We start from the raw sequence: 23,615 nt of genomic DNA, 5'->3' as shown, positions 1-23,615 counted from the left end.
CGCGATCGGCTGCAGCGGGATCGCCGGCGCGAGGACCGCGGGGAGGAACCGCTCGGCGCTGAGGATCTGATCGACGAGGTCGTGGAACTGGGTCGCGCGCAGCACCGTGTACGGCACGCCGGACTCGGCCACCAGGCGCTCGGCCTCGAGCTTGTAGCGGTAGTACGGCAACGGGATGCGGTCGATCCCCGCGATCGACATCACGATCAGGTGCTGTACGCCGGACGACGCGGCGAGGAGCCGACGGGTCTGCTCGACGTCCCGGCGGCCTTGGCTGGTGGCCAGGTGTACCACGACGTCCGCGCCGTCGAAGGCGGCCGGCAGACCTTCCCCGGTGGACAGATCGCCGACGACGCGGTCGGGGCCGGGCTTCCGGCTGAGCACGCGGACCTGGTGATCACGCGCCCGGAGCCGGGCGACCGTCGGTTTGCCGAGCGTGCCGGTGCCGCCGGTGACAAGGATGAGGCTCATCTGAGGTGGTGTCCTTTCAGTCACCAGCTGAGATCCGACAGCCCTCCGATCTGTGACAGCTGTCCGCTCGCGAAGGCCAACTTGTCCGGGTTCATCACGAACTCCACGTGCGTCACCCCGTCCGCGCCGACCGCGATGAACGCGATCGCCACCACGCCGTCCGGCCCGGCCGCCACCAGTGCGGGGCCGCCGTTCGCCTCGGTCAGGTACGCCTCGATGCCGCCGCCGAACCGCTGGATCGCCCCGGACAGGTACCGGGCGACCTTGTTCCGGCCGGTCACCACGTTGCGCGCTGCCGTCACCTGGCCGCCGCTGTCTGCACGCGACACGACGTCCGCGGCCAGCAACTGCTCGAGCTCCTCGATCTCCCCCAGCCGGGCCGCCGCGATGAATCGCTCCACCAGCTTCTGCCAGCCCGCGCGGTCCACCGGCTGCTCGCGCCGTGGTTCGGCTGCCAGCTTCTTACCGGCCCGCGATGCCAACTGCCGCGCGTTGGCTTCCGACGTACCGATCAGGTCCGCTACGTCGCGGTAGCCGTAGGCGAAGGCCTCGTGGAGTACGTACGCCGCACGCTCGGCGGGCGTCAGGCGTTCGAGCATCAGGAGCAACGCGAACGACACCGACTCCCGCTCCGCGACGACCTCCAACGGGCCGAGCGCGTCGAACTGCCCGGTCAGGACGGGCTCCGGCAGCCACTCGCCGACGTACGTCTCGCGGCGCGCCCGCGCCGAGGTGAGCTGCTTGATCGAGAGGTTCGTGACGATCTTGGCGAGATACGAGTCCGGGTCGCGGACCGTCGTACGGTCGGTGTCCTGCCAGCGCAGCCAGGCGTCCTGCAGGATCTCCTCGGCGTCGGTCGCTGTCCCCGTCATCCGGTACGCGATCCCGAACAGCCGCCCCCGCACCCGCTCGAAGTCATCCACGCCGGAACGTCTCCGCCGCCCTTTGGATGGTCGTGTAGAACTCGGACCAGCCCGCCTCGTCGAGCAGGCCAGCGTCCTGCCCGCCCTGCCCGTCGATCAGCTCGCGGAGGATGTCCGCGTGCCCGGCGTGGTGGGCGGTCTCGTCGACCACCCGCACCAGCAGTGCGCCGAACGTCGTACCGCGCTGCCCTTCGGCCCAGTGCGGTACTTCGGCCGGGTGATCCAGGTCGAGGTCGGCGATCGAGCGGTCGCTGTGCGCGCAGGCCTCGCGGTACAGCCCGGTCAGGTACTCCGTGGACTCGTCGGGCTTCGCCCACATGTCCGCGCCTCCCCAGACCGAGCCGTCTGCCTCCCACGGCAGCTGCTCGCGCGGCGGACGGCCGACGCTGGTGCCGAGGTAGACGTACTCGATCCCGGTCAGGTGTTTCACGAGCCCGAGCAGGTTCGTACCGGACGGAACCAGTGGGCGGCGGCGGTCGTACTCGCTCAGCCCGTCGAGCTTCGCGAGCATCAGCGCACGGGTCGCCCGGAGGTAGTCCTGCAGCACGGTCTTCACGGGGCTCCTGGCGGTACGAAGGGAACTGGTGGCGCGCCGTGCTCGATGAGGTGCAGGAGCCCGGCGGTGTCGGCGTACTCGTCGATCATGTCGGCCAGCCGGTCCAGCCGCTCCTCGCGCAGTCCTGCGAAGGAGACGGAACCGTCGGGCGCCGGCTTGCCCGTCAGCTCGGCGATCTCGGTGAGGAACGCGTGTCGCGCCGCGTCGTCGTCCAGCAGTCCGTGCCAGATCGTCCCCCACACGTTCCCGGCCCGGCACCCACCCGGGAACTCCGTCGCGTCGCCGGTCACCTCGACGATGCCGTGGTGGATCTCGTACGCCGTTCGCGTGGGGCGCCGGAGCACCTTCTCCCGCGCGAAGGTGGTTGCGACCGGCAACAACCCCAGGCCTGGGTGGTCACCGCCTGTCTCCACGCCGTACGGATCGCGGACGATCGATCCGAGTGCCTGGTAGCCGCCGCAGATTCCCAGCACTGGAAGGCTGTTGGCCACCCGGGCTTGCAGAGCGTCGGCCAGGCCTTGCGACCGGAGCCAGGCGAGGTCGGCAACCGTTGCGCGGGAGCCGGGGAGGACTACCAGGTCGGCGTCGCGGACCTCCGTCGGGCTGGTGGTGAAGAAGACGCTGGTGGTCGGCTCGGCGGCGAGTGCGTCCAGGTCCGTGAAGTTGCTGATCCGCGGGAATCGCACCACCGCGATCGTCAGCAGCTCACCGGACGACGTACGCCGTACCGGAATGTCCAGCGCGTCCTCCGAGTCCAGCCACAACTCCGGCAGCCACGGCAGCACGCCGTACGTCGGCCGTCCCGTGACACGGGCGAGCATGTCGATCCCGGGCTGCAGCAGCGACACGTCGCCGCGGAACTTGTTCACCAGGAACCCGCCGATCAGCGCCTGATCCGCCGCGTCCAGCAGCGCGACCGTCCCGAACATCGACGCGAACACTCCCCCGCGGTCGATGTCCCCGACCACGACCACCGGGGCCCGGGTGTGCTGCGCGAGCCCCAGGTTCACGTAGTCGGACTGCCGCAGGTTGATCTCGGTCGGGCTGCCCGCGCCCTCGCTGATCACCACGTCGTACCTCGAGGCCAGGTCGTCGTACGCCGCGAACGCCGCCTTCGCCAGGTCCGCGCGTTCGGTCAGGAAGCCGCGGGCGGACAGCTCGCCCCACGGCTCCCCCATCAGGACGACGTGGCTGCGCCGGTCGCTGCCCGGTTTGAGCAGCACCGGATTCATCGCGGCCTCGGGTTCGGCGCCGGCGGCAACGGCCTGGATCCACTGCGCGCGGCCGATCTCGGTGCCGTCCGCGCAGACCATCGAGTTGTTCGACATGTTCTGCGCCTTGTACGGCGCCACCCGCACACCCTGCCGCGCCAGCCACCGGCACAACCCGGTGACGACGGTCGTCTTCCCGGCGTCGGACGTCGTACCGGCGATCAGCAGCGAACCCACCCGCACATCCTAGGGCTCCGGGTCGCGGCGCCTCTCGGTGCTCGGGATCCGTGGCGTCGGGCCCTGGAAGCGGGTGCCGCCGGTCGCGGACAGCGGGGTGGCGATGTTCTCCAGCGACTTGCCCTCCGCGTCGACCCCGAAGAACCAGGCGATCAGCCCGCCGATCAGCATCACGGCCGCGCCGACGATGTAACCGATCGTCAGCGGCCCGCGGGCCGGGTGGTCACCGGAGCCGATCAGCGACGCGAACAGGAACGGCGCGATCACGCCGCCGGTCAGCTGCGAGATCGCGAAGAAGAACGAGATCGCCTGCCCGCGGAGCTCGATCGGGAAGATCTCGCTGACCGTCAGGTACGCCGACGACGCACCGGCCGAGGCGAAGAAGAACACCACGCACCACAACCCGGTCAGCGTCGCGGCGTTCAGTACGCCGGAGTTGAACAGCAGCGCGGTGATGAACAGGATCACCGCGGACAGCGAGTACGTCCCGAGGATCATCTTCCGGCGGCCGATCGTGTCGAACAGGTGCCCGAGCAGCAACGGCCCGGCCAGGTTGCCGATCGCGAACGGGAAGAAGTACAGCGCGACGCTGGAGTCGGACAGGCCGAAGTACGCCTTCAGCACCAGCGCGTAGGTGAAGAAGATCGCGTTGTACAGGAACGCCTGGGTGACCATCATCGAGAAGCCCAGGAACGAGCGGCTCGGGTACTTGCTGAGCATCACCCGGGCGATCTCGCGGTACGTCACCGGCGGGTAGTCGACCAGCTCGATCGCCTCGTCGTCGCGGACCTCCCGCAGCTCGCCGCCCTGCCGCCGTACGGTCGCCTCGATGTCGTCGACGGTCCGCTCGGCCTCCTCGACCCGGCCGTGCGTCATCAGCCAGCGCGGGCTCTCCGGGATGTGCCGGCGCAGGTAGATGATGAACAGCCCCATCACCGGGCCAATCAGGAAGCACAGCCGCCAGCCCCACTCGATCGGCACGATGCTCTTGTCCAGCAGGACCAGCGCGACCACGGAGCCGATCAGCGCGCCGCCCCAGTACGTGCCGTTGACGCCGATGTCGACACGGCCGCGGTACCGCGACGGGATCAGCTCGTCGATCGCGGAGTTGATCGCGGCATACTCGCCGCCGATGCCCATCCCGGCGACGAACCGGAACACCAGCAGCGACCAGAGGTTCCAGGACAGGCCCGCGGCGCCGGACGCGATCAGGTAGACGAGCAGCGTGACGATGAACAGGCTGCGCCGCCCGAGCCGGTCGGTCAGCCGGCCGAAGAGCAGCGCGCCGACGACCTCACCACCGAGGTAGACCGACGCCATCAGCCCGACCTCGGAGGTGGTCAGGTGCAGCGTCTGCGGCTCTTTCAGGACGTTGCCGACCAGCGAGACGAGCTGGATCTCCAGCCCGTCGAGGATCCACGAGACCCCCAGGCCGACGACGATCATCCAATGGAACCTGGTCCACGGCAGCCGGTCCATCCGGGCCGGCACCAGACTCGGTATCGCCTTGCCGTGCTCCAACGCGTGCTCGTTGCTCATCTGTGCTCCTCCCGCCTGCAAAGCCCATCAGCAGGTACCCCAACGGTGACGATGTCTAAACGGTCGGTGAGGATGGCTAGAGTTGCCGGCATGGAGAACGAGATCAGTGTGGTGGACGCCAAGGAGCGCAGCCGCTACGAGGCGCACGACGCGGACGGGACCTTGATGGGCTTCGTCGACTACCACCTGCGCCCGGGCGTGGTCACCTTTTTGCACGCCGAGACCCTGCCGGAGTTCCGCGGCCGCGGCGTGGCCGGCGCGATCGCCGCCAGGTCCCTCGACGACGCTCGCGCCCTCGGGCTCCGGGTGAAGCCGGCCTGTCCGTTCTACCAGAGCTTCCTCGAGGAGCATCCGGAGTACGCCGACCTGCTGAAGGAGACCGCACAGTGACGGCGCCGGTGATGGGCAAGCTCGAGTGGAAGCCGGCCGCGGACGTGCCGGAGCTGCTCGCGGAGCCGGTCCGGGCGGCGCTCGGCGACCTCCCGGCGTACGCGGCGCCGATCGACGCGGAGCTGGCCGACACCGCGGCGTTCTGCGCGGAGTACGACGTACCGATGGCCGCCTCGGCGAACTGCGTGATCGTGCTCGGCAAGCGCGCCGGCGAGGAGACACACGCCGCCGTAGTCGTGCTGGCCACCGACCGCGCCGACGTGAACGGCGTGGTCCGCAAGCACCTCGGCGTCCGGAAGATCTCGTTCGCGGCCCAGGACGACGCGGTCGGCCGCACCGGCATGGAGTACGGCGGGATCACCCCGATCGGGCTCCCCGCCGACTGGCCGGTGCTGGTCGACGAGGCGGTCGTCGCGGCCGGTCCGGTGGTGATCGGCAGCGGGATCCGCGGCTCGAAGATCCTGATCGACGCGGCGGCGCTGGCGAAGTTGCCGGCAGCAACCGTTCTGGATCTCGCCCAGCACTGAGCGCCGCCGCGGTCCCGGTGGGGGTCAGGCGACCTTGAGGTCGACCTTGAGGTTGCCGCGGGTGGCATTGGAGTACGGGCAGACCTGGTGGGCCTTCTCTACCAGGTCCTCGGCGACCGCGCGGTCCTGGACGCCGGGCAGGCTGACGACCAGCGCGACCTCGAGGCCGTACCCGGCGCCGCCGTTGATCGGTCCGATGCCGACCTCGGCCGTGACGGTCGAGCCCGTGACATCCTGACGCTCGCGCCGCGCGACGACCATCAGCGCGCTCTGGAAGCAGGCCGCGTACCCGGCCGCGAACAACTGCTCCGGGTTGGTGCCGTTGCCGGTGCCACCCATCTCGGCCGGTGGGGCGACGGTGACGTCGAGCTTGCCGTCGTCGGACGCGACCTTGCCGTCCCGGCCGCCGTGCGCGGTGGCCTTGGCGGTGTACAGAACCTTCTCAACAGCGATAGTCATAACTGGTTGTCTCCTCAGCGAGTCGGGTCGAGCAGGAGCTTGCCCACAGTACGCCGGGCACGCATGTCCTCATGGGCGGTCGCCACGTCGGACAGCGCGTACTCGCCGCCGACGATCGGGCGCAGGTCGCCGCTCGCGGTCAGGCCGAACAGTTCGGCCAGCGGACCGGCGAGCAGCTGCGGGTTCGCGAAGCAGTCGGCCAGCCAGAAACCGGCGATCGTCTTCGAGCCCTTCATCAACCGGCTCGGGTCGATCGGCGTTGCCTGCTGCCGGGACGCGGCACCGAAGGTGACCAGCCGGCCGAACCGGGCCAGCGCGTCGAACGACTCGTCGAACGTCGGGCCGCCGACCATCTCCAGCACGATGTCCACCGGCTTCCCGCCGTTCGCCTCCAGGATCCGGTCCTTCAGGCCGTCCGGCGTACCGTCGATCGCTGCGTCCGCACCGAGCTCGAGGACCTGCTTGCGCTTCTCCTCGCTCGACGCGGTCGCGATCACCCGCCCGGCGCCCCAGAGCTTCGCGAGCTGAACGGCGAGCGAGCCGACACCGCCCGCACCGGCGTGCACGAGGACGGACTCGCCCGGCTGCAGGTGGGTAGACGTCTTCAGCAGATGCCACGCGGTCGTCCCTTGCAGGACGAGCGCGAGCGCCTGACCGTCGGTCACACCCTCCGGCACGTCCCACGCGTACGGCGCGTGCGCCACGGCCTGCTCGGCGTACCCGCCGGAACCGACCAGCGCGACCACCCGACGGCCGTCCGGCGTGTGACCGACAACCTCGCCGCCGGGGATCAGCGGAAGCTCGGTCTTGGAGAGGTAACTGTTCTCGACCTGGTGGGTGTCCGCGTAGTTGATGCCCGCGCGGTCGACCGTGATCAGCACCTGCCCGTCGCCGGCGACCGGCTCCGGGACGTCGCTGATCTTCAGGACCTCGGGTCCGCCGAACTCGGTGATCTGAATGGCTCGCATACACCGTACTATACACTGTACGTTAGGGAGAGTTGTAGTGGTCGACAAGGGAGCTGGGTCACATGGCGCGGACGCCGCGGAACACGCTGAGCGCGGATCTGATCGTGCGGACCGCGCTCGAGCTGATGGAGGCCAAGGGCGCGGACGCGTTCAGCCTGCGCGGGGTCGCCGCCGAGCTGGGCGTCGGCCCGATGGCGCTCTACACGTACTTCCGGAACAAGGACGACCTGTACGACGGGGTCCGGGACCACCTGATGGGGCTGCTCCCCGCCGTACCCGCCGACGAGCCGTGGCCGGACCAGGTCCGGGCGGTCTGCCGGTCGCTGCGGCTGCTGATGCTCCAGCATCCTTGCCTTGTGCCACTACTGGCGGGGCGCCCGTTGAGCGGGCACGAGACCGCGCGGGTCGCCGAGGGCCTGCTCGGCGTACTGCGGTCCGCCGGGTTCGACCCGGAGACGGCGGCGCGGACGCACACGACGCTGTTCACGTACGTGCTCGGCTCGACCTCGTGGGAGATCCAGATGGCGGCCGAACGCCGTGACCCGGAAGCCTGGCGGCGGTTGCGCGCGTCGATGGAGTCGCTGTCCGCGCAAGAGTTCCCGTCGGTCGTCGAACTGGCGCCCGAACTCGCCCGGACGACAGGCGGCGACGAGCAGTTCAACTACGGCCTCGACCTACTACTGGCAGGCCTGAGAGCAGCATCGTGACCCGCCCTCTCCCCCTCTTTTCTCTTTTCTCTTTCTTCAGAGCAGCATCGTGACGATCGCCACCACACCTATGCACACGATGAGCGCCCGCAGCGCGATCGGCGGTAGCCGGCGGCCGTAGCGGGCGCCGAGGAAGCCCCCGATCGTGGAACCGACCGCGATCAGGACCGCGACCAGCCAGTCGATGTCGTGCACCACCACGAACAGGATCGCGGCGACGGTGTTCACGGCCGTCGCCAGGACGTTCTTCAACCCGTTCATCCGCTGCAGGTTCGAGTCCAGGCCGAGGCCGAGGATCGCCATCAGCAGCACGCCTTGCGCGGCGCCGAAGTACCCGCCGTAGACACCGGTCGCGAAAACGGCCGGGATCACCCACCACGCGCCGCGGTGCAGGTGCGTCGGCGCGCTGATCCACTTCGAGAGCCACGGCTGGAAAGCGACCAGCAGGCAGCCGAGCAGGATCAGCACCGGTACGACGGCGTGGAAGGCGGAGTCCGGCGTGGTCAGCAGCAGCACTCCCCCGAGGATGCCGCCGATCACGGAGGCCGGTACCAGACGCAGCATCCGGCCGCGCTGGCCTTCGAGCTCCCGGCGATACCCGATCGCGCCGGCGGCCGCGCCGGGCGCCAGGCCGACCGTGTTGCTGACGTTCGCGAGCACCGGCGGGATGCCGACGGCCAGCAGGGCGGGGAACGTGAGCAGCGTGCCCGACCCCACCACGGCGTTGATGGTTCCCGCGCCCATCCCCGCCACCAGGACGAACACCGCCTCGTACCATGTCATCGCCAAGAGACTTTACGCAGCTGTCCGCGCACCCGCAGATCTGTCCGGCGGTTGAACAGGCAAGAACCCTCCCGGACCAGTTCGTTCAGGGTCCAGGAGGGTTCTCGTGAGTGGCTGTCAGCGCTGTGGTGGTTCCTGCGCCGGCGGCTGCGCGGCCGGCGGCTGCTGCTCCGGTGCCGCCGTCGGGGTCGGCGGCGGGACGGCCGGCATGCTCGGCGCGGCCTGGCTGCGGCTGCTCACGGCCGCGGACTCCGCGGCCGCGATTGCCTCGCGGACCGCGTTGTCGGCCTCGGCGACCGCGGCCGGTGCCGCGGCGCTGTCGAGCTCCTGGACCTGCCCGTTGTCGAGCTGCGGTGCCTCCCAGTTGCCCTCCGCCTGCTGCGCGATCCCGGCCACCTGGCCGACCGCGGAACCCAGACCCTTGAGCGCGTCGCCGATCTCGCTCGGCACGATCCACAGCTTGTTCGCGTCGCCCTGGGCGATCGACGGCAGCATCTGCAGGTACTGGTACGCGAGCAGACCCTGGTCCGGCTTGCCGGCGTGGATCGCGTTGAAGACCGTGGTGATGGCCTGCGCCTCACCCTGCGCCTTCAGGATCCGGGCCTGCCGCTCAGCCTCGGCGCGCAGGATCCGGGACTGCTTGTCACCTTCGGCGGTGAGGATCGCGGACTGCTTCTGGCCCTCGGCGGACAGCACGGCCGACTGCCGCATACCTTCCGCGGTGAGGATCGCGGCGCGCTTGTCCCGGTCCGCGCGCATCTGCTTCTCCATCGAGTCCTGGATCGACGGCGGCGGGTCGATCGAGCGCAGCTCGACCCGGTTCACCCGGATGCCCCACTTGCCGGTCGCCTCGTCCAGCACGTACCGGAGCTTCTCGTTGATCTCCTCACGGGAGGTCAGTGTCTGCTCCAGGTCCATGCCGCCGATGATGTTCCGCAGCGTGGTCATGGTCAGCTGCTCGATGGCCTGGATGTAGTTGGAGATCTCGTACGTCGCCCGGACCGGGTCGTTGACCTGGAAGTAGATGACGGAGTCGATCGACACCATCAGGTTGTCCTCGGTGATGACACCCTGCGGCGGGAACGCGACCACCTGCTCGCGCATGTCGATGGTGTAGCGGACCTTGTCGACGAACGGGGTCAGCAGGTTCAGGCCCGGCTGCAGGCCGGTCTTGAACTTACCGAACCGCTCGACGATCCCGACGGTCTGCTGCTGCACCACCCGGACGGATTTCACCAAGGTCACGATCACCACCAGGGCGACCAGTGCCAGGACTATGAGGAACGCGGTCACTCGACCCTCCACTCGAACGATCCGACGGACAATCTGCCGCCGTACTCCGACACTACTGCGAGTAGGGGACCACTCAACGCTCAGGACTGCGGCGGGTCCTGGGGTTTGGGGCTGTCCACCTGCGGGAGCGGGTCGTTGACCGGGTAGACGACCGCGGTGGCGCCGTCGATCGACATCACCTCGACGCGGGTGCCGGGCGCGATCGTCGACAGTTCGTCGTACGGGCGGGCCGTCCACAGCTCACCGCCGAGCCGGATCGAGCCGCCGCCGTCGGGGTGGATCTCCTTCACCACCGTGCCGGTCCGGCCGATCACGTGGGCGGAACCGGTCTTCAACTCCTGCCCGTGATGGATCTTGCGGACGATCATCGGCCGGATCGCGCCGAGCATCGCGCCGGCGGTGACCAGTGCGATGACGATCTGCAGCCACAGCAGCCCCGGGAAGAACGCCGCCACCCCGGCCGCGGTGAGCGCACCGGCGGCCAGCATCAGCAGCGTGAAGTCGAGCGAGGCCAGCTCGGCCAGGCCCAGGACGGCGGCGATCGTCAACCACGCCGCCCACATGTTGTCCCGCAGCCAATCCATCATTTACCAAGCCTATCCGCGTCGGGGGCATCGCGTAGCTGTATGACGCGTCACCGCGGACGTGGGATCCGGGTCAGAGGGCGCGGGCGGTGTAGCGGCCGTCCTCCTGCTTGAGGGTGAGGGCCAGGTCGAAGGTGTCGCTGAGGTTCTCCGCGGTCAGTGCCTGGTCCATCGGGCCGGCGGCCACGATCCGGCCCTGCTTGAGCAGCAGGGCGTGCGTGAAGCCCGGCGGGATCTCCTCGACGTGGTGGGTGACCAGCACCATCGCGGGCGCACCGACGGCGGTCGCGATCGAGCTCAGCGACCGGACCAGCTGTTCGCGACCCGTAAGGTCGAGGCCGGCCGCGGGCTCGTCCATCAGCATCAGCTCGGGGTCGGTCATCAGCGCGCGGGCGATCTGCACCCGCTTGCGCTCCCCCTCGGACAGGGTGCCGAACGTCCGGTCCGCCAGGTGCGCGATCCCGAGCTCGGCCAGCAACGCGGCGGCCCGCTCGTGGTCGAGCTCGTCGTACTCCTCGATCCAGCGGCCGAGCACGGCGTACGACGCGGAGACGACGACGTCGGACACCCGCTCGCTCTTCGGCAGCCGGTCCGCGAGCGCGGCGCTGGTCAGCCCGATCCGCGGGCGCAGCTCGAACACGTCGACCGCGCCGAGCACCTCGCCGAGCAGCCCGGCGACACCCGACGAAGGGTGCACCTGGGCGGCCAGAATCTGCAGCAGCGTGGTCTTGCCTGCGCCGTTCGGCCCGATCACCACCCACCGGTCGGCCTCGTCGATCGTCCAGTCGATCCCGTCGAGCAGACGCGCGTCCCCACGAACGACCGACACCCCGGCCAGCTCCACCACTGCAGTCATGCACAAAACCTAAGGGGTCGGCGTTGGCGGCCGGCAGTTGGGTGGTGCGAGACTTACGGGCGTGCTGACGACCTCCGCCTCGGTACGGTTCACGGTCTGGACGAACGCGATGCTGACCGGTGCCTGCGATCCCGACACCGCCGCGCACCGGATCCTCGGCGACGACGTCGGTCATCACGTCGCGGGCCTCGCCGGGCACCCGGACCCGGCCACGTTGCCGGTGGCGCTGAACCTGTTGCGGGCCGCGGGTACGACGCAGGCGCATCTCGCGCTGCCGGTTCCGGGTGACCCGATCGGGCTGGCCGGTCCGCCCGCGTTCAACGAGGCGGCGCTGGAGACAGGCGAGGCCGTCGTACTGACGGGACCGGAGATCGGGCTGGTTCCGGCGTACGTCGGGCCGTCCGTGCAGTGGTCCGTACTGCCGGCCGCTTCGCCGGTGCCGGCCGACTTCGGCGAGGCGGACCGTGGTCTGCGGATGGCGCTGATCGACGCGGCGGAGTCGCTGGCGGCGCTCGAGGTCGCGAAGTGGAAGCCGGAAGTGGCCGACGCGCTGATCGACATCCGCAAGATCGGCCGCGGCGACTCCGACACCCTGGCCCCCGGCTACGAACCGCGCGCCGTGAAGACCGCCGCGACCGCCCGCCGCTGCCTGGCCATCGCCGACGCCGCCCTCGAAGACGACGGAGCCGCAGTCACCGGCGCTGAAGCCGACGCCCGCCGCCGCGCCCTCCTGGAACTGGCAGCCGCCGCCCGCCGCGCCCTAGTCGCCGCCTGCGCCCCACCTGTTCGTGCTTGAGATCTGGACCGGCAGGCGGACCGTTATCTCATTTAGGTAGCGTTTGCGGCGAGATGACTGGACCTGGTGAGGTGGAGACGGCCGAGCGGCCGACGTTGCTGGTGACGTTGACGGGGACCGACCGGCCGGGGCTGACGTCCGCGGTGCTGTCCACCCTGGCGACCCGCGGGCTCGAGGTGATCGACGCCGAGCAGGTCGTACTGCGTGGCCGCCTGGTGCTCGGCGTACTGCTGTCCGCGCCGCGCGACCACAAGGACCTGAAGGAAGAGCTGAAGGCGCTCGCGAACGTCCTCGACGTCGAGATCTCGGTCAAGAAAGGCGTCGGCGACAACGAGCCGCGGCGCAAGGGCCGCAGCCAGGTGACGATCATCGGGCACCCGCTGTCGGCCGCCGGGCTCGCCGCGGTGGCCGGCCGGATCGCCGACACCGGCGCGAACATCGACCGGATCAGCCGGATGGCGCGCTACCCGGTGACCGCGATGGAGATCGCCGTCTCCGGCGTCGAACCCGAAGCCCTGCGCACCGTGCTCGCCCAGGAGGGCGTCCGGCAGGGGCTCGACATCGCCGTCCAGGACGGCGGGCTGTACCGGCGGGCGAAGCGGCTGATCGTGATGGACGTCGACTCGACGCTGATCCAGGGCGAGGTCATCGAGATGCTCGCCGCCCACGCCGGCCGGCTGGAGGAGGTCGCCGCGGTCACCGAGAAGGCGATGCGCGGCGAGCTGGACTTCGCCGAGTCGCTGCGGCACCGGGTGGCGGCGCTCGAAGGCCTCCCGGTCTCGGCGCTCGACGAGGTGTACGCCGCGATCGAGCTGGCACCGGGTGCGCGCACGCTGGTCCGGACGCTCAAGCGGCTCGGGTACCAGTTCGCGATCGTCAGCGGCGGGTTCAGCCAGATCACCGGACAGCTGGCCGCCGAGCTCGGCATCGACTACGCGAAGGCGAACGAGCTGGAGATCGCCGACGGCAAGCTGACCGGCCGGGTGGTCGGCGAGATCGTCGACCGGCCGGGCAAGGCGACCGCGCTCCGCGAGTTCGCGGCCCGTTCCGGCACCCCGCTCAGCCAGACCGTCGCGATCGGTGACGGCGCCAACGATCTCGACATGCTCGCAGCTGCCGGCCTCGGCGTCGCGTTCAACGCCAAGCCGGTGGTCCGCGCCGCCGCCGACACCCACCTCAGCGTCCCGTACCTGGACACGATCCTGTACCTCCTCGGCATCACCCGCGAGGAAGTCGAGAACGCGGACGCCGACAACCCTGCCTAACTGGCAGGATCGGGGGAATGGAATTCCAGACTCGCCCGGCGACCCTTGAGGACGCGCCGGCGATCAACGCGATCATCGCTGCCAACGAGCAGGCCTGGCACGGGCAGGTGGAGTCGGCGCCGGATCGTGTCGCGGCCGACCTGCGGCGCCCGCTGATCACGCTCGACCTCGACACCCGCGTCGTCGAGACGCCGGACGGAGAGGTCGTCGCCTGGGCGTGGGTGCACGGCGGCCGGCGCTCGCAGCTCGACGTGCATCCGTCGTACGTCGGCCGTGGCCTGGGCACCGAGCTGCTCGACTGGGCGGAGGCGCGGGCCCGCGAGCACGAGAGCGACTGGCTCGCGCAGACGGTCGACGACGCGGACGAGGGCGGTACGGCGATCCTCCGCTCGCGCGGGTACGACGTACTCGCGACCAACTGGTTGCTCGAACGGCCGGTCGACGGCGAGCCGCCGGTGGTACCGGACGGCGTGACGGTACGGCCGTTCGCGCCGGGTGACGAGCGCGACGCGCATCAGGTGGTGCAGGACGCGTTCGACGAGTGGCAGCCGCGGCGGCACGAGTACGAGGAGTGGGCCGGGACGAGTATCGAGCGGCCGACCTTCGACCCCGCGCTGTCGCCGGTCGCGGTGGCCGGCTCGGAGATCGTCGGGGTCGTGATCGGCCTGGAGCTCCCGGACTCCCCCGACGGGTACGTCGAGCAGGTCGCCGTCCGGAAGGACTTCCGCGGCCGCGGCATCGCCCGCGCGCTGCTGACCGTCGCGGCCCAGGAGGCCGGACGCCGCGGCCGGCAGACGCTGACCCTCTGGACGCACTCCGGCACCGGCGCACTGGCGATGTACCAGCGGCTCGGCATGTCGGTCCGGCGCAGTACGACGGTGTACCGAACCAAGCTGTGACGAGCTGTTGACACTGCGGCATGAGAGCGCTCACATTGGCCTCATCCACCGCCCCTGGAGGTCGACATGCGGATCCGCCCCCTCGCAATCGCCCTGACCGCTCCCCTGGCCACCCTGCTGGTCGCCGTCGCCACCACCGTCGCGACCCCTGGCGGCGCCGCGGAGGCCACCGTGCCTCCGCCGCCCGCCGGCTGGTCGACGGTGTGGAGCGACGACTTCGACGGCCCGAGCGGCAGCCTGCCGTCGAGCGCGAACTGGATCATCGACACCGGCCACGGCTACCCGGGCGGCCCCGGGAACTGGGGTACCGGCGAGATCCAGAACTACACCAGCAGCCCGGACAACCTGTCGCTCGACGGCACCGGAAACCTGAAGATCACGCCGCGCCGGGACGCGGCCGGCAACTGGACGTCCGCCCGGATCGAGTCCCAGCGCGCCAACTTCACACCGCCGGCCGGCGGGGTGCTCGCGATCGAGAGCCGGATCCAGATGCCGAACGTCACCGGTGACGCCGCGCTGGGGTACTGGCCCGCGTTCTGGGCGCTCGGCTCGCCGTACCGCGGGAACTACTGGAACTGGCCGGGGATCGGCGAGTTCGACATCATGGAGAACGTCAACGGGATCAACTCGGTCTGGGGCGTCCTGCACTGCGGGGTGAACCCCGGCGGCCCGTGCAACGAGACCACCGGCCTCGGCGCGAACCGCGCGTGTCCCGGGTCGACCTGCCAGTCCGCGTTCCACACGTACCGCTTCGAGTGGGACACGTCGGTGTCACCGAACCAGCTCAGGTGGTACGTCGACGGGCAGCAGTTCCACTCGCTCAGCCAGAGCCAGTTCCCGGCCGACACCTGGTCGAACATGACGTCCCACGCGGGGTACTTCGTGCTGCTCAACCTGGCAATCGGCGGCGCCTTCCCGGACGCGCTGAACGGCCCGACACCGCGCGCGTCCACGGTCCCGGACAAGCCGATGGTCGTCGACTACGTCGCGGTCTCGACGAAGGGCGGCGGTACGACGCCTCCCCCGCCGCCGAGCTCGTCGGCGTACAGCACGCTGCAGGCGGAGTCGTACAGCCAGCAGTCGGGAACGGGCCTCGAAACCACCACCGACACCGGCGGCGGCCAGAACCTGATGCAGGTAGGCAACGGCGACTGGGCGCTGTATCGCGGCATCGACTTCGGCAGCACCCCCGCAACCCAGTTCGTCGCCCGCGTGGCCTCCGGCGCCGCCGCCGGCGTGAGCGGCCTCGTCGAAGTGCGCCTGGACAGCAGGTCCAACCCACCGATCGGCAGCTTCGCCATCGCCAACACCGGCGGCTGGCAGTCCTGGCGAACCGTCCCCGCCAACATCTCCTCCGTGACCGGCGTACACGACGTCTACCTCACCTTCACCAGCGGCCAACCCGCCGACTTCGTCAACCTGAACTGGTTCACGTTCGGCCACTGACCGACGTACCGTCGAAGCATGCTGGCGCTCACCCGGAGCGGATCGTCGGTCGTACTGCGGGAGGTCCCCGACCCCGTCCCGCTGTCGCACGAGGCGATGGTCCGGGTGAACACCTTCGCCGTCACGCACCGCGACCTGCTGGACCTGGCAGGCGCCTGGCCGACCGCCGGCTTCGGAAGAGAGAACGTCCCCGAAGCCGCGGTCCCCGGCCGCGACTTCGCCGGCATGCTGGTGCGGTATCCGGCCGCCATCAACCCGACTGCCACGATGTCTGCCGTCCTCGGCGCTCGGGTCGTCGGCACCGTGCCGCGCGGCGCCTGGGCCGAGCTCGTCGCCGTCCCGTACACCCGGCTCGCCGGGCTGCCCGACAACGTGGGCGACGTCTTCGGCTCGACCCTGCCCACCCCGGGCCTGGCCGCGCTCCGTGCTCTCGAGCTCGGCGGCTTCCTGGTGGGCAAGGAGGTACTCGTCACGGGTGCCCGTGGAGCCGTCGGCCGCCTCGCCTGTCAGCTCGCTGACCTCGGGGGTGCGCACGTACGGGCGTTCGTCCGACCCGGCGAGCGGAAGCGGCATCCGCTCGCTGCAGTTCCCGGTGCGGAGATCGTGAGCGACCATCTGGGCAGCCGGCCGGACCTCATCATCGACACCGTCGGTGGCGAGGTCCTCGGCGAGGCGATCGAATCGCTCGAGCCGGGCGGATTGCTCGTCACCGTCGCGACACCTGTCCGGGACGGGCGGGTCAGCTTCCGGACGTGGCGGCGGGATCGTTCCGCGGGTGCGCGGATCGTGTTGCTCGACGACCTCGACGAGGTGACCGCCCGCGACACGCTGCACGCCGACCTGGTGCGGTTGGTCCGGCTGGTGGCGGAGGTCAAGCTGGACCTCGGGGTCGAGGTGGAACGGCCGTGGCAGGAGGCCGCCGACGTACTCGACGCCGTGCGCGAGCGGCGGATCAAAGGACGGGCAGTGCTCAGGGTTCTGAGGTACGCGCCGTGACCGGGATGCGGGGCGAGCGGCCGTGAGCACCTACCATTCCGCTTATGTCTGAACTGCAGGGTGGGCCGGGGGCCCTGTTCGCCATCGGTGGTGCCGAGGACAAGGTGAAGAAGCGGACGGTGCTGCAGGAGTTCGTCGAGGCGGCGGGTGGGGCCAAGGCGCGGATCGTCGTGGTGCCGACGGCGTCCGCGCTCGGGCCTGACGTGATCGACGTGTACCGGGCGCTGTTCGCGGCGCTCGGGGCCGAGAGCGTCGTCGGCGTACGGCCGGAGAACCGGGAGGACGCCGACGACCCGGCGTTCATCGCGCCGTTGAACGACGCCACCGGGATCTTCATGACCGGCGGCAACCAGCTGAAGCTCGCGGGCGTGGTCACCGGTACGGCGTTCGGCCGCGCCGTGACGGCCGCCCACGCGCGCGGTGCGGCGGTCGGTGGTACGTCGGCGGGCGCGAGCATCCTGGCCGAGCACATGATCGCGTTCGGGCGTTCCGGTGCCACCCCGCGGCAGCGGATGAGTCAGCTGTCCGGTGGGCTCGGCCTGGTGCAGGGGGCGATCGTCGACCAGCACTTCGCCCAGCGGAACCGGTACGGCCGGTTGCTGTCGCTGGTCGCGCAGTCCCCCGGCCTGCTCGGGATCGGCGTCGACGAGGACACCGCGGCGGTCGTCCGCGGCAGCCACCTGGAGGTCGTCGGCCGCGGCGCGGTGACGATCTTCGACGGCACCCGGATCACCTCGAACGCGCACAACGCGAAGCGCTCGGAGCCGATCCTCGCGTCCGGTGTCGTCCTGCATGTGCTGCCCGCGACCGCGACGTTCGACCTGCAGAACCGGGTGCTGCTGTCGTACGGCCCGCAGCCGCCGGCCGCCGAGATCGCGGAGATGGCCGCGGCCGAGGCCGACCTGCGCAAGCTCGCGAAGGAGATCGCCGCGGAAGGCGTCTCCCCGCGGTACTACGCCGAACGCAAGCGGCGGGCGGGACGCCGTACCAAGGCTGCCGCCGCCGGGGAGTCCAGACCGGAGGCGACCGAGCCGATCAAGGCCGGCGCCGAAGCCGATCTCCCCGACCGCTTGCAACCAGAACAGTGACGCCCCATGAGCGATGCAACACCGTCCCCTGACCTGAAGATCATCGAGACCCGCGTCTACCGCGGCCCGAACATCTGGAGCTACGACCCCGCGATCCACCTGGTCGTCGACCTCGGCTCGCTGGAGAAGTTCCCCTCGAACACGATCCCCGGCTTCACCGAGCGGCTGCTCGCCGACCTCCCCCGCCTCGACCAGCACCACTGCTCGCGCGGCCGCCGCGGCGGGTTCATCGAGCGGCTGTACGAAGGCACCTGGCTCGGGCACATCGCCGAGCACGTCGCGCTCCAGCTGCAGCAGGAGGCCGGCCACGACATGCGCCGCGGCAAGACCCGGCAGGTGAAGGGTTCGCCGGGCGTCTACAACATCACCTACGCGTACGCCGACGAGGCGGTCGGGCTGGCCGCGGGCGAACTCGCCGTACGGTTCGTGAACAACCTGGTCGAGCCGGACCTGACGTTCGACTTCACCCAGGAGCTCGAGAAGTTCATCAAGCAGGCGGAGCGGACCGCGTTCGGCCCGTCGACGCAGGCGATCGTGGACGAGGCCGTGTCCCGGGACATCCCGTGGATCCGGCTGAACAAGGCCAGCCTGGTGCAGCTCGGGCAGGGCGTGCATGCGAAGCGGATCCGGGCCACGATGACGTCCGAGACCGGGTCCATCGCGGTCGACGTCGCGAGCGACAAGGACCTCACCACCCGGCTGCTCGCCTCGGCCGGCCTGCCGGTCCCGCGGTCGGAATCCGTCCGTACGGTCGACGACGCGGTCGCGGTCGCGCAGAAGATCGGGTACCCCGTCGTGTGCAAGCCGCTGGACGGCAACCACGGGCGCGGCGTCTGCCTGAACCTGCCGGACGCCGACGCGCTCCGCGAGGCGTTCCCGATCGCGGTCGAGCAGTCCCGGCGCGGCTGGGTGATCGTGGAGAACTTCGTCACCGGCAAGGACTACCGGTGCCTGATCATCAACGGCCGGATGGAGGCGATCGCCGAACGCGTGCCCGCGCACGTGGTCGGCGACGGCGTCCACACGGTCGCCGAACTCGTTGACATCACCAACGCCGACCCGCGGCGCGGTGTCGGGCACGAGAAGATCCTGACCCGGATCACGGTCAACGCGGCCGCCCGGCAACTGGTCCGCGACCAGGGGTTCGAGCTGGACGACGTACCGCCGGAGGACGTGATGGTGAAGCTGACGCTCACCGGCAACATGTCCACCGGCGGGATCTCCATCGACCGCACCTGGGAGGCGCACCCGGAGAACGTCGAGATCGCCGAGGAGGCGGCCCGGATGATCGGGCTGGACATCGCCGGCATCGACTTCATCTGCCCGGACATCACCCAGCCGGTCCGCGAGACCGGCGGCGCGATCTGCGAGGTGAACGCGGCCCCCGGGTTCCGGATGCACACCAACCCGACGATCGGCGAGCCGCAGTACATCGCGAAACCCGTGGTGGACATGCTGTTCCCGCCTGGGGCGACCAGCCGGATCCCGATCGTCGCGGTCACCGGCACGAACGGCAAGACCACCACCGCGCGGATGATCAGCCACGTGTTCAAGGGGCTCGGCCGCAAGGTCGGGATGACGTCGACGGACGGCATCGTGATCGACGAGCGGCTGGTGATCCGGCAGGACGCGTCCGGCCCGAAGTCGGCGCGGATGGTGCTGCAGAACCCGCGGGTCGACTTCGCGGTCTTCGAGGTGGCGCGCGGCGGGATCCTGCGCGAGGGGCTCGGGTACGAGCGGAACGACGTGGCCGTGGTGCTGAACGTGCAGCCGGACCACCTCGGCCTGCGCGGCATCGACACGCTGGAGCAGCTCGCCGATGTGAAGTCGGTGCTGGTCGAGGCGGTGCCGCGGACCGGGTACGCCGTACTGAACGCCGACGACCCGCTGGTCCGCAAGATGCGCCGCAAGTGCTCGGGCCAGGTCGTCTGGTTCAGCATGTCCGAGCCGGGCAGCGAGGTCCGCGACTACATCGAGGGGCACTGCCGCCGTGGCGGGCGGGCCGTCGTCCTGGAGCGCTCGGACCTCGGCGACATGATCGTGGTGAAGCACGGCCGGCGGTCGATGCAGCTCGCGTGGACACACTTGCTCCCGGCAACGTTCGGCGGGCGGGCGATGATGAACGTGCAGAACGCGATGGCGGCGGCCGCTGCGGCGTTCGCGGCAGGTGCGCCGCTGCACGACATCCGGCAGGGCCTGCGGACCTTCAGTACGTCGTACTACCTGTCGCCCGGCCGGCTGAACGAGATCGACGTCGACGGGCGCAGCGTGATCATCGACTACTGCCACAACGCGCCGGCGATGCGGATGCTCGGCGACTTCGTGGACCGGCTCGGCGAGAGCCTGAGCGCGTCGTCGGAGGTCGGGCGGCCGTCGCGGATCGGCGTGGTCGCGACCGCGGGCGACCGGCGTGACGACGACATCCGCGAGCTGGGCGACGTCGCGGCGCAGCACTTCGACGTTGTCGTGGTCCGCGAGGATGCGCGGTTGCGCGGCCGGAAGCGCGGCGAGTCGGCGGAGCTGGTCACGGCCGGGGTCCGGGCGGCGATGGACAACGGCGCCCGCTGCCGGCGCGTGGACGTCGTACTGGACGAGCTGGACGCCGTCCGGTACGCGCTCGACCTGTCGAACCCGGGCGACCTCGTGGTGCTGTGCGTCGATCAGCACCAGTCGGTGCTGGCCGAGCTGGAGTCGGTGTCGCACCTCGCCCAGGCCGGCGCGCGGTCCGGCGACGAGGGCGGCGACCCGGACTTCGTCCAGCCGGACGAGGAGCCTGTCGAGGAGCCGGTCAGCTGATCAGGACGCCGGCTGCCGCTTCGGCAGCAGCCGGCGGCGCGGCTCGTCGCGGTCGATCCAGTCCAGGTCGTCGGAGAGTACGGCGTCGTTCGACCGGTCCGAGTACGGGTCCGGGGGCGGCGGCGCCGGCGGCAGCGCGCGCAGCTTCAGCGTCACCATCGGGATCGCCAGCAGGACGCCGACCACCATCCACGGCCAGTACTCGCGCAGCAGCGGCGCGAACGCCTCGAAGAATGCCTGGGTGGAGGCGTTGCCGACCGCGTCCATCGGCTTCCCGGACGAGGTGCTGATCAGCCGCACCGACTCCACGACGGCGAAGCACACGAGGTAGAACCCGGTCAGCGGGATCCACGCGCCGACCGACCGCCAGCCCCGCTTCCAGCAGGCGATGTAGAGCAGCAGCGCGAGCCCCGCACCGACGAGCGCACCGTTCAGCTGCCAGAGCCAGCGCCAGTCGGTCAGCTGCTCGGCCGGACGCATCGCGTACCACGCGACCGGCAAGGCCAGCGCGAACGCCGCGACGACCGAACTCCTGGTCCCGAGCGCGCCGAAGAACCCGCCGACGGCGGTTGCCGCCAGCAACGTGACCAGCAGCGCGACCTCGCCGAACGAGGTCCCGGTCGCCCACCACATGCCCGCGGCAACGACCAGCACCACCGGTACGGCGATCCGGATCCGCCCGATCAGCAACCCGGCGAGTACCCCGCCGGTGATGCCGCCGAGCACGAGCAGGTCGACCCGCGGCGGCACGAAGTACGTCGTACCGTCCGGGAGTCCCTTCAAGTACGTCGCGGAGAAGCCGCCCACGAACCAGGCGACCACCGCGGCCGGAATCGACCACAGGTAGCGCATCTGCAAACCCCGTTCCACCCCGACCTCGGGCGGTTGGGGCTAGTGCTGGGCTCTCTCGACCTTGCTCTTCAAGATCTCCGGTGTGTCGACAGTAGCTCCCTCGGACCGCAACCAGGCGTCAAGACTCGCCCGATCCTGCAGAGACATGACCGCCACCACATCGCCCGCCCGCGCCTCCGCGACCAGGGCCTGCGCCGCCTCCAGCTCGGTCGGGAACGCCGGTACGTCCTCGACGCCGACCGACGCGGCCCCTCCGCGGAACACCGCTTCGAGCTCGGCCGGCGGCCGGCCGCGCAGGTAGTCGCTCTTGTGACCGATCGCCACCCGGTCGGCCGCCCGGGCGCCCATCGCACCGAGTGCCGCGACCATGTCGTCGGCCCGGTCTCCCGGCGACCCGAGCGCCAGCAGCAGCCGGCCGCCGTCGGGCTTGACGCCGTTCATGATCTCGATCAGCGCCTCCAGCCCGGCCTCGTTGTGCGCCAGGTCGATCACCACGGTGAAGTCGCGCAGCGAGTACATGTTCATCCGGCCGGGGTTGTTCTCGTTCGGAGCGAACGTGCTCAGCCCCTCGATCACCGCCGCCCGCGGCAGCCCGAGCCCGAGCGCCGCCGACGCCGCGGCCAGCGTGTTCTCCACGTTGTAGTGCGACAGCCCGGACAGTGTCATCGGTACGTCGACCACCTTGAGCAGCGGCTCCGGGTCGCGGGTGCTGTCCAGGACCGTGACGAAACCGTCCAGCACGGTGGTCGCCCGGCCGCCCTCGTCGAGCACGGTCCGGATCGACGGCGAGTCCGGGTCCCGGGAGAACACCCAGCACTTGGCCGGCGACCCGAGCCGCATCGCGAACGTCCGCGGGTCGTCGCCGTTCACCACGCACCAGCCGCGCGGCCGGGTGATCTGCGTGATCACGGCCTTCACCTCGGCGAGCTGGTCGATGGTGTCGATGCCGCCCAGCCCGAGGTGGTCCGCGGTGACGTTGGTGACCACCGACACGTCGTTGTACGCGACGCCGACGCCACGCCGCAGGATCCCGCCGCGCGCGGTCTCGACCACGGCGAGCTGGATCCCCGGCCGGGACAGCACCTGCGCGGCACCGCTCGGGCCGGAGAAGTCGCCGTACTTGATCAGTTCGCCGTCGAAGTACACGCCGTCGGTGCTGCACCAGCCGACGTGCAGCCCACCGGCCCGGCCGATGTGCGCGATCATCCGGGAGGTGGTGGTCTTGCCGTTCGTCCCGGTCACCGCGACCACCGGCACCTTCGGCCGCAGCGTCGGCGGCGGGTTGCCGGGCGGCTCGTCGCGGACCCGTTCGCCGACCGCATGGATCAGCCGGCTCAGATCGTCCGCCCCGAAGGCATCCAGTACTTCGACGATCGCCGCACCGAGCGCCCGCGCCCGGCCCTCGTGCGCCCACGGGAACGCCACCACCAGCCGCCGTACGTCGGACTCCGGCCGCACCCGGACACCGATCCGGCCGATGCCGGCCTCGCGCGCGATCCGCCGTACGACGTGACCGACGACCCGGATCGCGAACCGCTGCCGGAACCCGGACCCGATCCGGCCAGGGCGGGTCGTACCGAGGCCGATGGCCTGCGCGTAGGCCTTCGCGGCCGGTGCGGGGGCGTCGACCAGCGCGGTCACGTCCAGCGTCAGCTTGACCGCGGCCCGGCTGAAGTAGAGGTTGGCTCCGTCCAGGACGCGGAGCTCGACCATGGAGGTTGCCACTACGCTCCCATCGCGTGGTATCCGCCGTCGACGTGGATGATCTCGCCGGTGGTTGAGGGGAAGAAGTCGGACAGCAGGCCGACGATGGTGCGCCCGGTCGGCTCCAGGTCGGACGGGTCCCAGCCCAGCGGGGCGCGGTCCAGCCACGGCTCCTCGAACTTCTCGAAGCCCGGGATCGCCTTCGCGGCCAGCGTCTTCAGCGGACCGGCCGACACCAGGTTGCAGCGGATGCCCTGCGCGCCGAGGTC

24 protein-coding genes are annotated in these 23,615 nt (G+C 70.5%); 10 read left to right on the top strand and 14 right to left on the bottom strand.

Going from position 1 to position 23,615, the window contains the following annotated elements:
* From VFF46_RS28910 to VFF46_RS28890, 5 genes are all read right to left on the bottom strand, one after another.
* Positions 1–471: SDR family oxidoreductase (locus VFF46_RS28910; protein WP_325040383.1), on the bottom strand; the 471-nt coding region annotated here is incomplete at its 3' end.
* Positions 472–491: 20 nt separating this feature from the next.
* Positions 492–1,394 carry an RNA polymerase sigma factor SigJ gene (sigJ, locus tag VFF46_RS28905; RefSeq protein WP_325040382.1) on the bottom strand — a complete coding sequence of 301 codons (903 nt, stop codon included), beginning with the start codon at positions 1,392–1,394 and terminating at the stop codon, positions 492–494.
* A complete protein-coding gene (locus VFF46_RS28900) occupies positions 1,387–1,950 on the bottom strand; it encodes a DinB family protein (protein WP_325040381.1) in 564 nt (187 codons plus the stop codon). The genes sigJ and VFF46_RS28900 overlap by 8 nt, the downstream gene beginning before the upstream one ends.
* Complete coding sequence (locus VFF46_RS28895) at positions 1,947–3,398, bottom strand: cobyric acid synthase (RefSeq protein WP_325040380.1); 1,452 nt, start codon at positions 3,396–3,398, stop codon at positions 1,947–1,949. The genes VFF46_RS28900 and VFF46_RS28895 overlap by 4 nt, the downstream gene beginning before the upstream one ends.
* Positions 3,399–3,407: 9 nt before the next feature.
* Positions 3,408–4,937: an MFS transporter gene (locus tag VFF46_RS28890; protein ID WP_325040379.1), complete on the bottom strand. Its 1,530-nt coding sequence runs from the start codon at positions 4,935–4,937 to the stop codon at positions 3,408–3,410.
* 90 nt (positions 4,938–5,027) lie between these two features.
* On the opposite strand from VFF46_RS28890, the gene VFF46_RS28885 reads away from it, so the two are divergent.
* Together VFF46_RS28885 and VFF46_RS28880 are read left to right on the top strand one after the other, a co-directional pair.
* Complete coding sequence (locus VFF46_RS28885; RefSeq protein ID WP_325040378.1) at positions 5,028–5,327, top strand: GNAT family N-acetyltransferase; 300 nt, start codon at positions 5,028–5,030, stop codon at positions 5,325–5,327.
* Positions 5,324–5,854 carry a YbaK/EbsC family protein gene (locus VFF46_RS28880; RefSeq protein ID WP_325040377.1) on the top strand — a complete coding sequence of 177 codons (531 nt, stop codon included), beginning with the start codon at positions 5,324–5,326 and terminating at the stop codon, positions 5,852–5,854. Before VFF46_RS28885 ends, VFF46_RS28880 begins: the two co-directional genes overlap by 4 nt.
* Positions 5,855–5,878: 24 nt before the next feature.
* On the opposite strand, the gene VFF46_RS28875 is transcribed toward VFF46_RS28880, so the two are convergent.
* Positions 5,879–6,313, bottom strand: a complete 435-nt coding sequence (locus tag VFF46_RS28875; RefSeq protein WP_325040376.1) for an organic hydroperoxide resistance protein — start codon at positions 6,311–6,313, stop codon at positions 5,879–5,881.
* Positions 6,314–6,327: 14 nt separating this feature from the next.
* Positions 6,328–7,281, bottom strand: coding sequence for a quinone oxidoreductase family protein (locus VFF46_RS28870; RefSeq protein ID WP_325040375.1), 954 nt, complete (start codon positions 7,279–7,281; stop codon positions 6,328–6,330).
* Positions 7,282–7,343: 62 nt separating this feature from the next.
* Between VFF46_RS28870 and VFF46_RS28865 the strand changes: the two genes are divergently transcribed.
* Positions 7,344–7,988, top strand: a complete 645-nt coding sequence (locus VFF46_RS28865) for a TetR/AcrR family transcriptional regulator (protein WP_325040374.1) — start codon at positions 7,344–7,346, stop codon at positions 7,986–7,988.
* A gap of 36 nt (positions 7,989–8,024) precedes the next feature.
* On the opposite strand, the gene VFF46_RS28860 is transcribed toward VFF46_RS28865, so the two are convergent.
* The 4 genes from VFF46_RS28860 to VFF46_RS28845 form a co-directional block, all read right to left on the bottom strand.
* Positions 8,025–8,771, bottom strand: a complete 747-nt coding sequence (locus VFF46_RS28860) for a sulfite exporter TauE/SafE family protein (RefSeq protein ID WP_325040373.1) — start codon at positions 8,769–8,771, stop codon at positions 8,025–8,027.
* Positions 8,772–8,888: 117 nt separating this feature from the next.
* A complete protein-coding gene (locus tag VFF46_RS28855) occupies positions 8,889–10,064 on the bottom strand; it encodes an SPFH domain-containing protein (RefSeq protein ID WP_325040372.1) in 1,176 nt (391 codons plus the stop codon).
* Positions 10,065–10,144: 80 nt separating this feature from the next.
* Positions 10,145–10,651 carry an NfeD family protein gene (locus VFF46_RS28850; RefSeq protein ID WP_325040371.1) on the bottom strand — a complete coding sequence of 169 codons (507 nt, stop codon included), beginning with the start codon at positions 10,649–10,651 and terminating at the stop codon, positions 10,145–10,147.
* Between the two features lie 70 nt (positions 10,652–10,721).
* On the bottom strand, positions 10,722–11,504 hold the full coding sequence (locus VFF46_RS28845; RefSeq protein WP_325040370.1) for an ABC transporter ATP-binding protein: 783 nt from the start codon (positions 11,502–11,504) through the stop codon (positions 10,722–10,724).
* Between the two features lie 61 nt (positions 11,505–11,565).
* Between VFF46_RS28845 and VFF46_RS28840 the strand changes: the two genes are divergently transcribed.
* The 7 genes from VFF46_RS28840 (at position 11,566) to cphA (ending at position 20,790) form a co-directional block, all read left to right on the top strand.
* Complete coding sequence (locus VFF46_RS28840) at positions 11,566–12,300, top strand: hypothetical protein (protein ID WP_325040369.1); 735 nt, start codon at positions 11,566–11,568, stop codon at positions 12,298–12,300.
* 53 nt (positions 12,301–12,353) lie between these two features.
* Entirely contained in the window at positions 12,354–13,565 is a 1,212-nt protein-coding gene (serB, locus tag VFF46_RS28835) for a phosphoserine phosphatase SerB (protein ID WP_325040368.1), read from the top strand.
* A 17-nt stretch (positions 13,566–13,582) separates the two neighbouring features.
* A complete protein-coding gene (locus VFF46_RS28830; RefSeq protein ID WP_325040367.1) occupies positions 13,583–14,464 on the top strand; it encodes a GNAT family N-acetyltransferase in 882 nt (293 codons plus the stop codon).
* Between the two features lie 66 nt (positions 14,465–14,530).
* Positions 14,531–15,910: a glycoside hydrolase family 16 protein gene (locus VFF46_RS28825; protein WP_325040366.1), complete on the top strand. Its 1,380-nt coding sequence runs from the start codon at positions 14,531–14,533 to the stop codon at positions 15,908–15,910.
* An 18-nt stretch (positions 15,911–15,928) separates the two neighbouring features.
* The gene (locus tag VFF46_RS28820) at positions 15,929–16,906 is read left to right on the top strand and encodes a zinc-binding dehydrogenase (RefSeq protein WP_325040365.1); all 978 of its coding nucleotides are present in this window, start codon (positions 15,929–15,931) and stop codon (positions 16,904–16,906) included.
* 44 nt (positions 16,907–16,950) lie between these two features.
* Positions 16,951–17,994, top strand: a complete 1,044-nt coding sequence (locus VFF46_RS28815) for a cyanophycinase (RefSeq protein WP_325040364.1) — start codon at positions 16,951–16,953, stop codon at positions 17,992–17,994.
* Positions 17,995–18,000: 6 nt separating this feature from the next.
* A complete protein-coding gene (cphA, locus tag VFF46_RS28810; RefSeq protein ID WP_325040363.1) occupies positions 18,001–20,790 on the top strand; it encodes a cyanophycin synthetase in 2,790 nt (929 codons plus the stop codon).
* On the opposite strand, the gene VFF46_RS28805 is transcribed toward cphA, so the two are convergent.
* From VFF46_RS28805 to VFF46_RS28795, 3 genes are all read right to left on the bottom strand, one after another.
* Positions 20,791–21,642: a hypothetical protein gene (locus VFF46_RS28805; RefSeq protein WP_325040362.1), complete on the bottom strand. Its 852-nt coding sequence runs from the start codon at positions 21,640–21,642 to the stop codon at positions 20,791–20,793.
* 39 nt (positions 21,643–21,681) lie between these two features.
* On the bottom strand, positions 21,682–23,367 hold the full coding sequence (locus tag VFF46_RS28800) for a Mur ligase family protein (RefSeq protein ID WP_325040361.1): 1,686 nt from the start codon (positions 23,365–23,367) through the stop codon (positions 21,682–21,684).
* On the bottom strand, positions 23,367–23,615 hold a 249-nt coding region (locus VFF46_RS28795), incomplete at its 5' end, for an SDR family oxidoreductase (RefSeq protein WP_325040360.1). The genes VFF46_RS28800 and VFF46_RS28795, both read right to left, overlap by 1 nt.

Source organism: Kribbella sp. (assembly GCF_035655035.1).
GTDB lineage: Bacteria > Actinomycetota > Actinomycetes > Propionibacteriales > Kribbellaceae > Kribbella.
Note: the sequence above shows the minus strand (reverse complement) of the source record. Positions and strands in the feature narration are given on the sequence as shown.

Coding starts and splice junctions, on each gene's coding strand:
- VFF46_RS28890 (WP_325040379.1), bottom strand. CDS start 4,937: ATGAGCAACGAGCACGCGTTGGAGCACGGCAAGGCGATACCGAGTCTG.
- VFF46_RS28885 (WP_325040378.1), top strand. CDS start 5,028: ATGGAGAACGAGATCAGTGTGGTGGACGCCAAGGAGCGCAGCCGCTAC.
- VFF46_RS28875 (WP_325040376.1), bottom strand. CDS start 6,313: ATGACTATCGCTGTTGAGAAGGTTCTGTACACCGCCAAGGCCACCGCG.
- VFF46_RS28870 (WP_325040375.1), bottom strand. CDS start 7,281: ATGCGAGCCATTCAGATCACCGAGTTCGGCGGACCCGAGGTCCTGAAG.
- VFF46_RS28865 (WP_325040374.1), top strand. CDS start 7,344: ATGGCGCGGACGCCGCGGAACACGCTGAGCGCGGATCTGATCGTGCGG.
- VFF46_RS28860 (WP_325040373.1), bottom strand. CDS start 8,771: ATGACATGGTACGAGGCGGTGTTCGTCCTGGTGGCGGGGATGGGCGCG.
- VFF46_RS28850 (WP_325040371.1), bottom strand. CDS start 10,651: ATGATGGATTGGCTGCGGGACAACATGTGGGCGGCGTGGTTGACGATC.
- VFF46_RS28845 (WP_325040370.1), bottom strand. CDS start 11,504: ATGACTGCAGTGGTGGAGCTGGCCGGGGTGTCGGTCGTTCGTGGGGAC.
- serB (WP_325040368.1), top strand. CDS start 12,354: ATGACTGGACCTGGTGAGGTGGAGACGGCCGAGCGGCCGACGTTGCTG.
- VFF46_RS28830 (WP_325040367.1), top strand. CDS start 13,583: ATGGAATTCCAGACTCGCCCGGCGACCCTTGAGGACGCGCCGGCGATC.
- VFF46_RS28825 (WP_325040366.1), top strand. CDS start 14,531: ATGCGGATCCGCCCCCTCGCAATCGCCCTGACCGCTCCCCTGGCCACC.
- VFF46_RS28820 (WP_325040365.1), top strand. CDS start 15,929: ATGCTGGCGCTCACCCGGAGCGGATCGTCGGTCGTACTGCGGGAGGTC.
- VFF46_RS28815 (WP_325040364.1), top strand. CDS start 16,951: ATGTCTGAACTGCAGGGTGGGCCGGGGGCCCTGTTCGCCATCGGTGGT.
- cphA (WP_325040363.1), top strand. CDS start 18,001: ATGAGCGATGCAACACCGTCCCCTGACCTGAAGATCATCGAGACCCGC.
- VFF46_RS28805 (WP_325040362.1), bottom strand. CDS start 21,642: ATGCGCTACCTGTGGTCGATTCCGGCCGCGGTGGTCGCCTGGTTCGTG.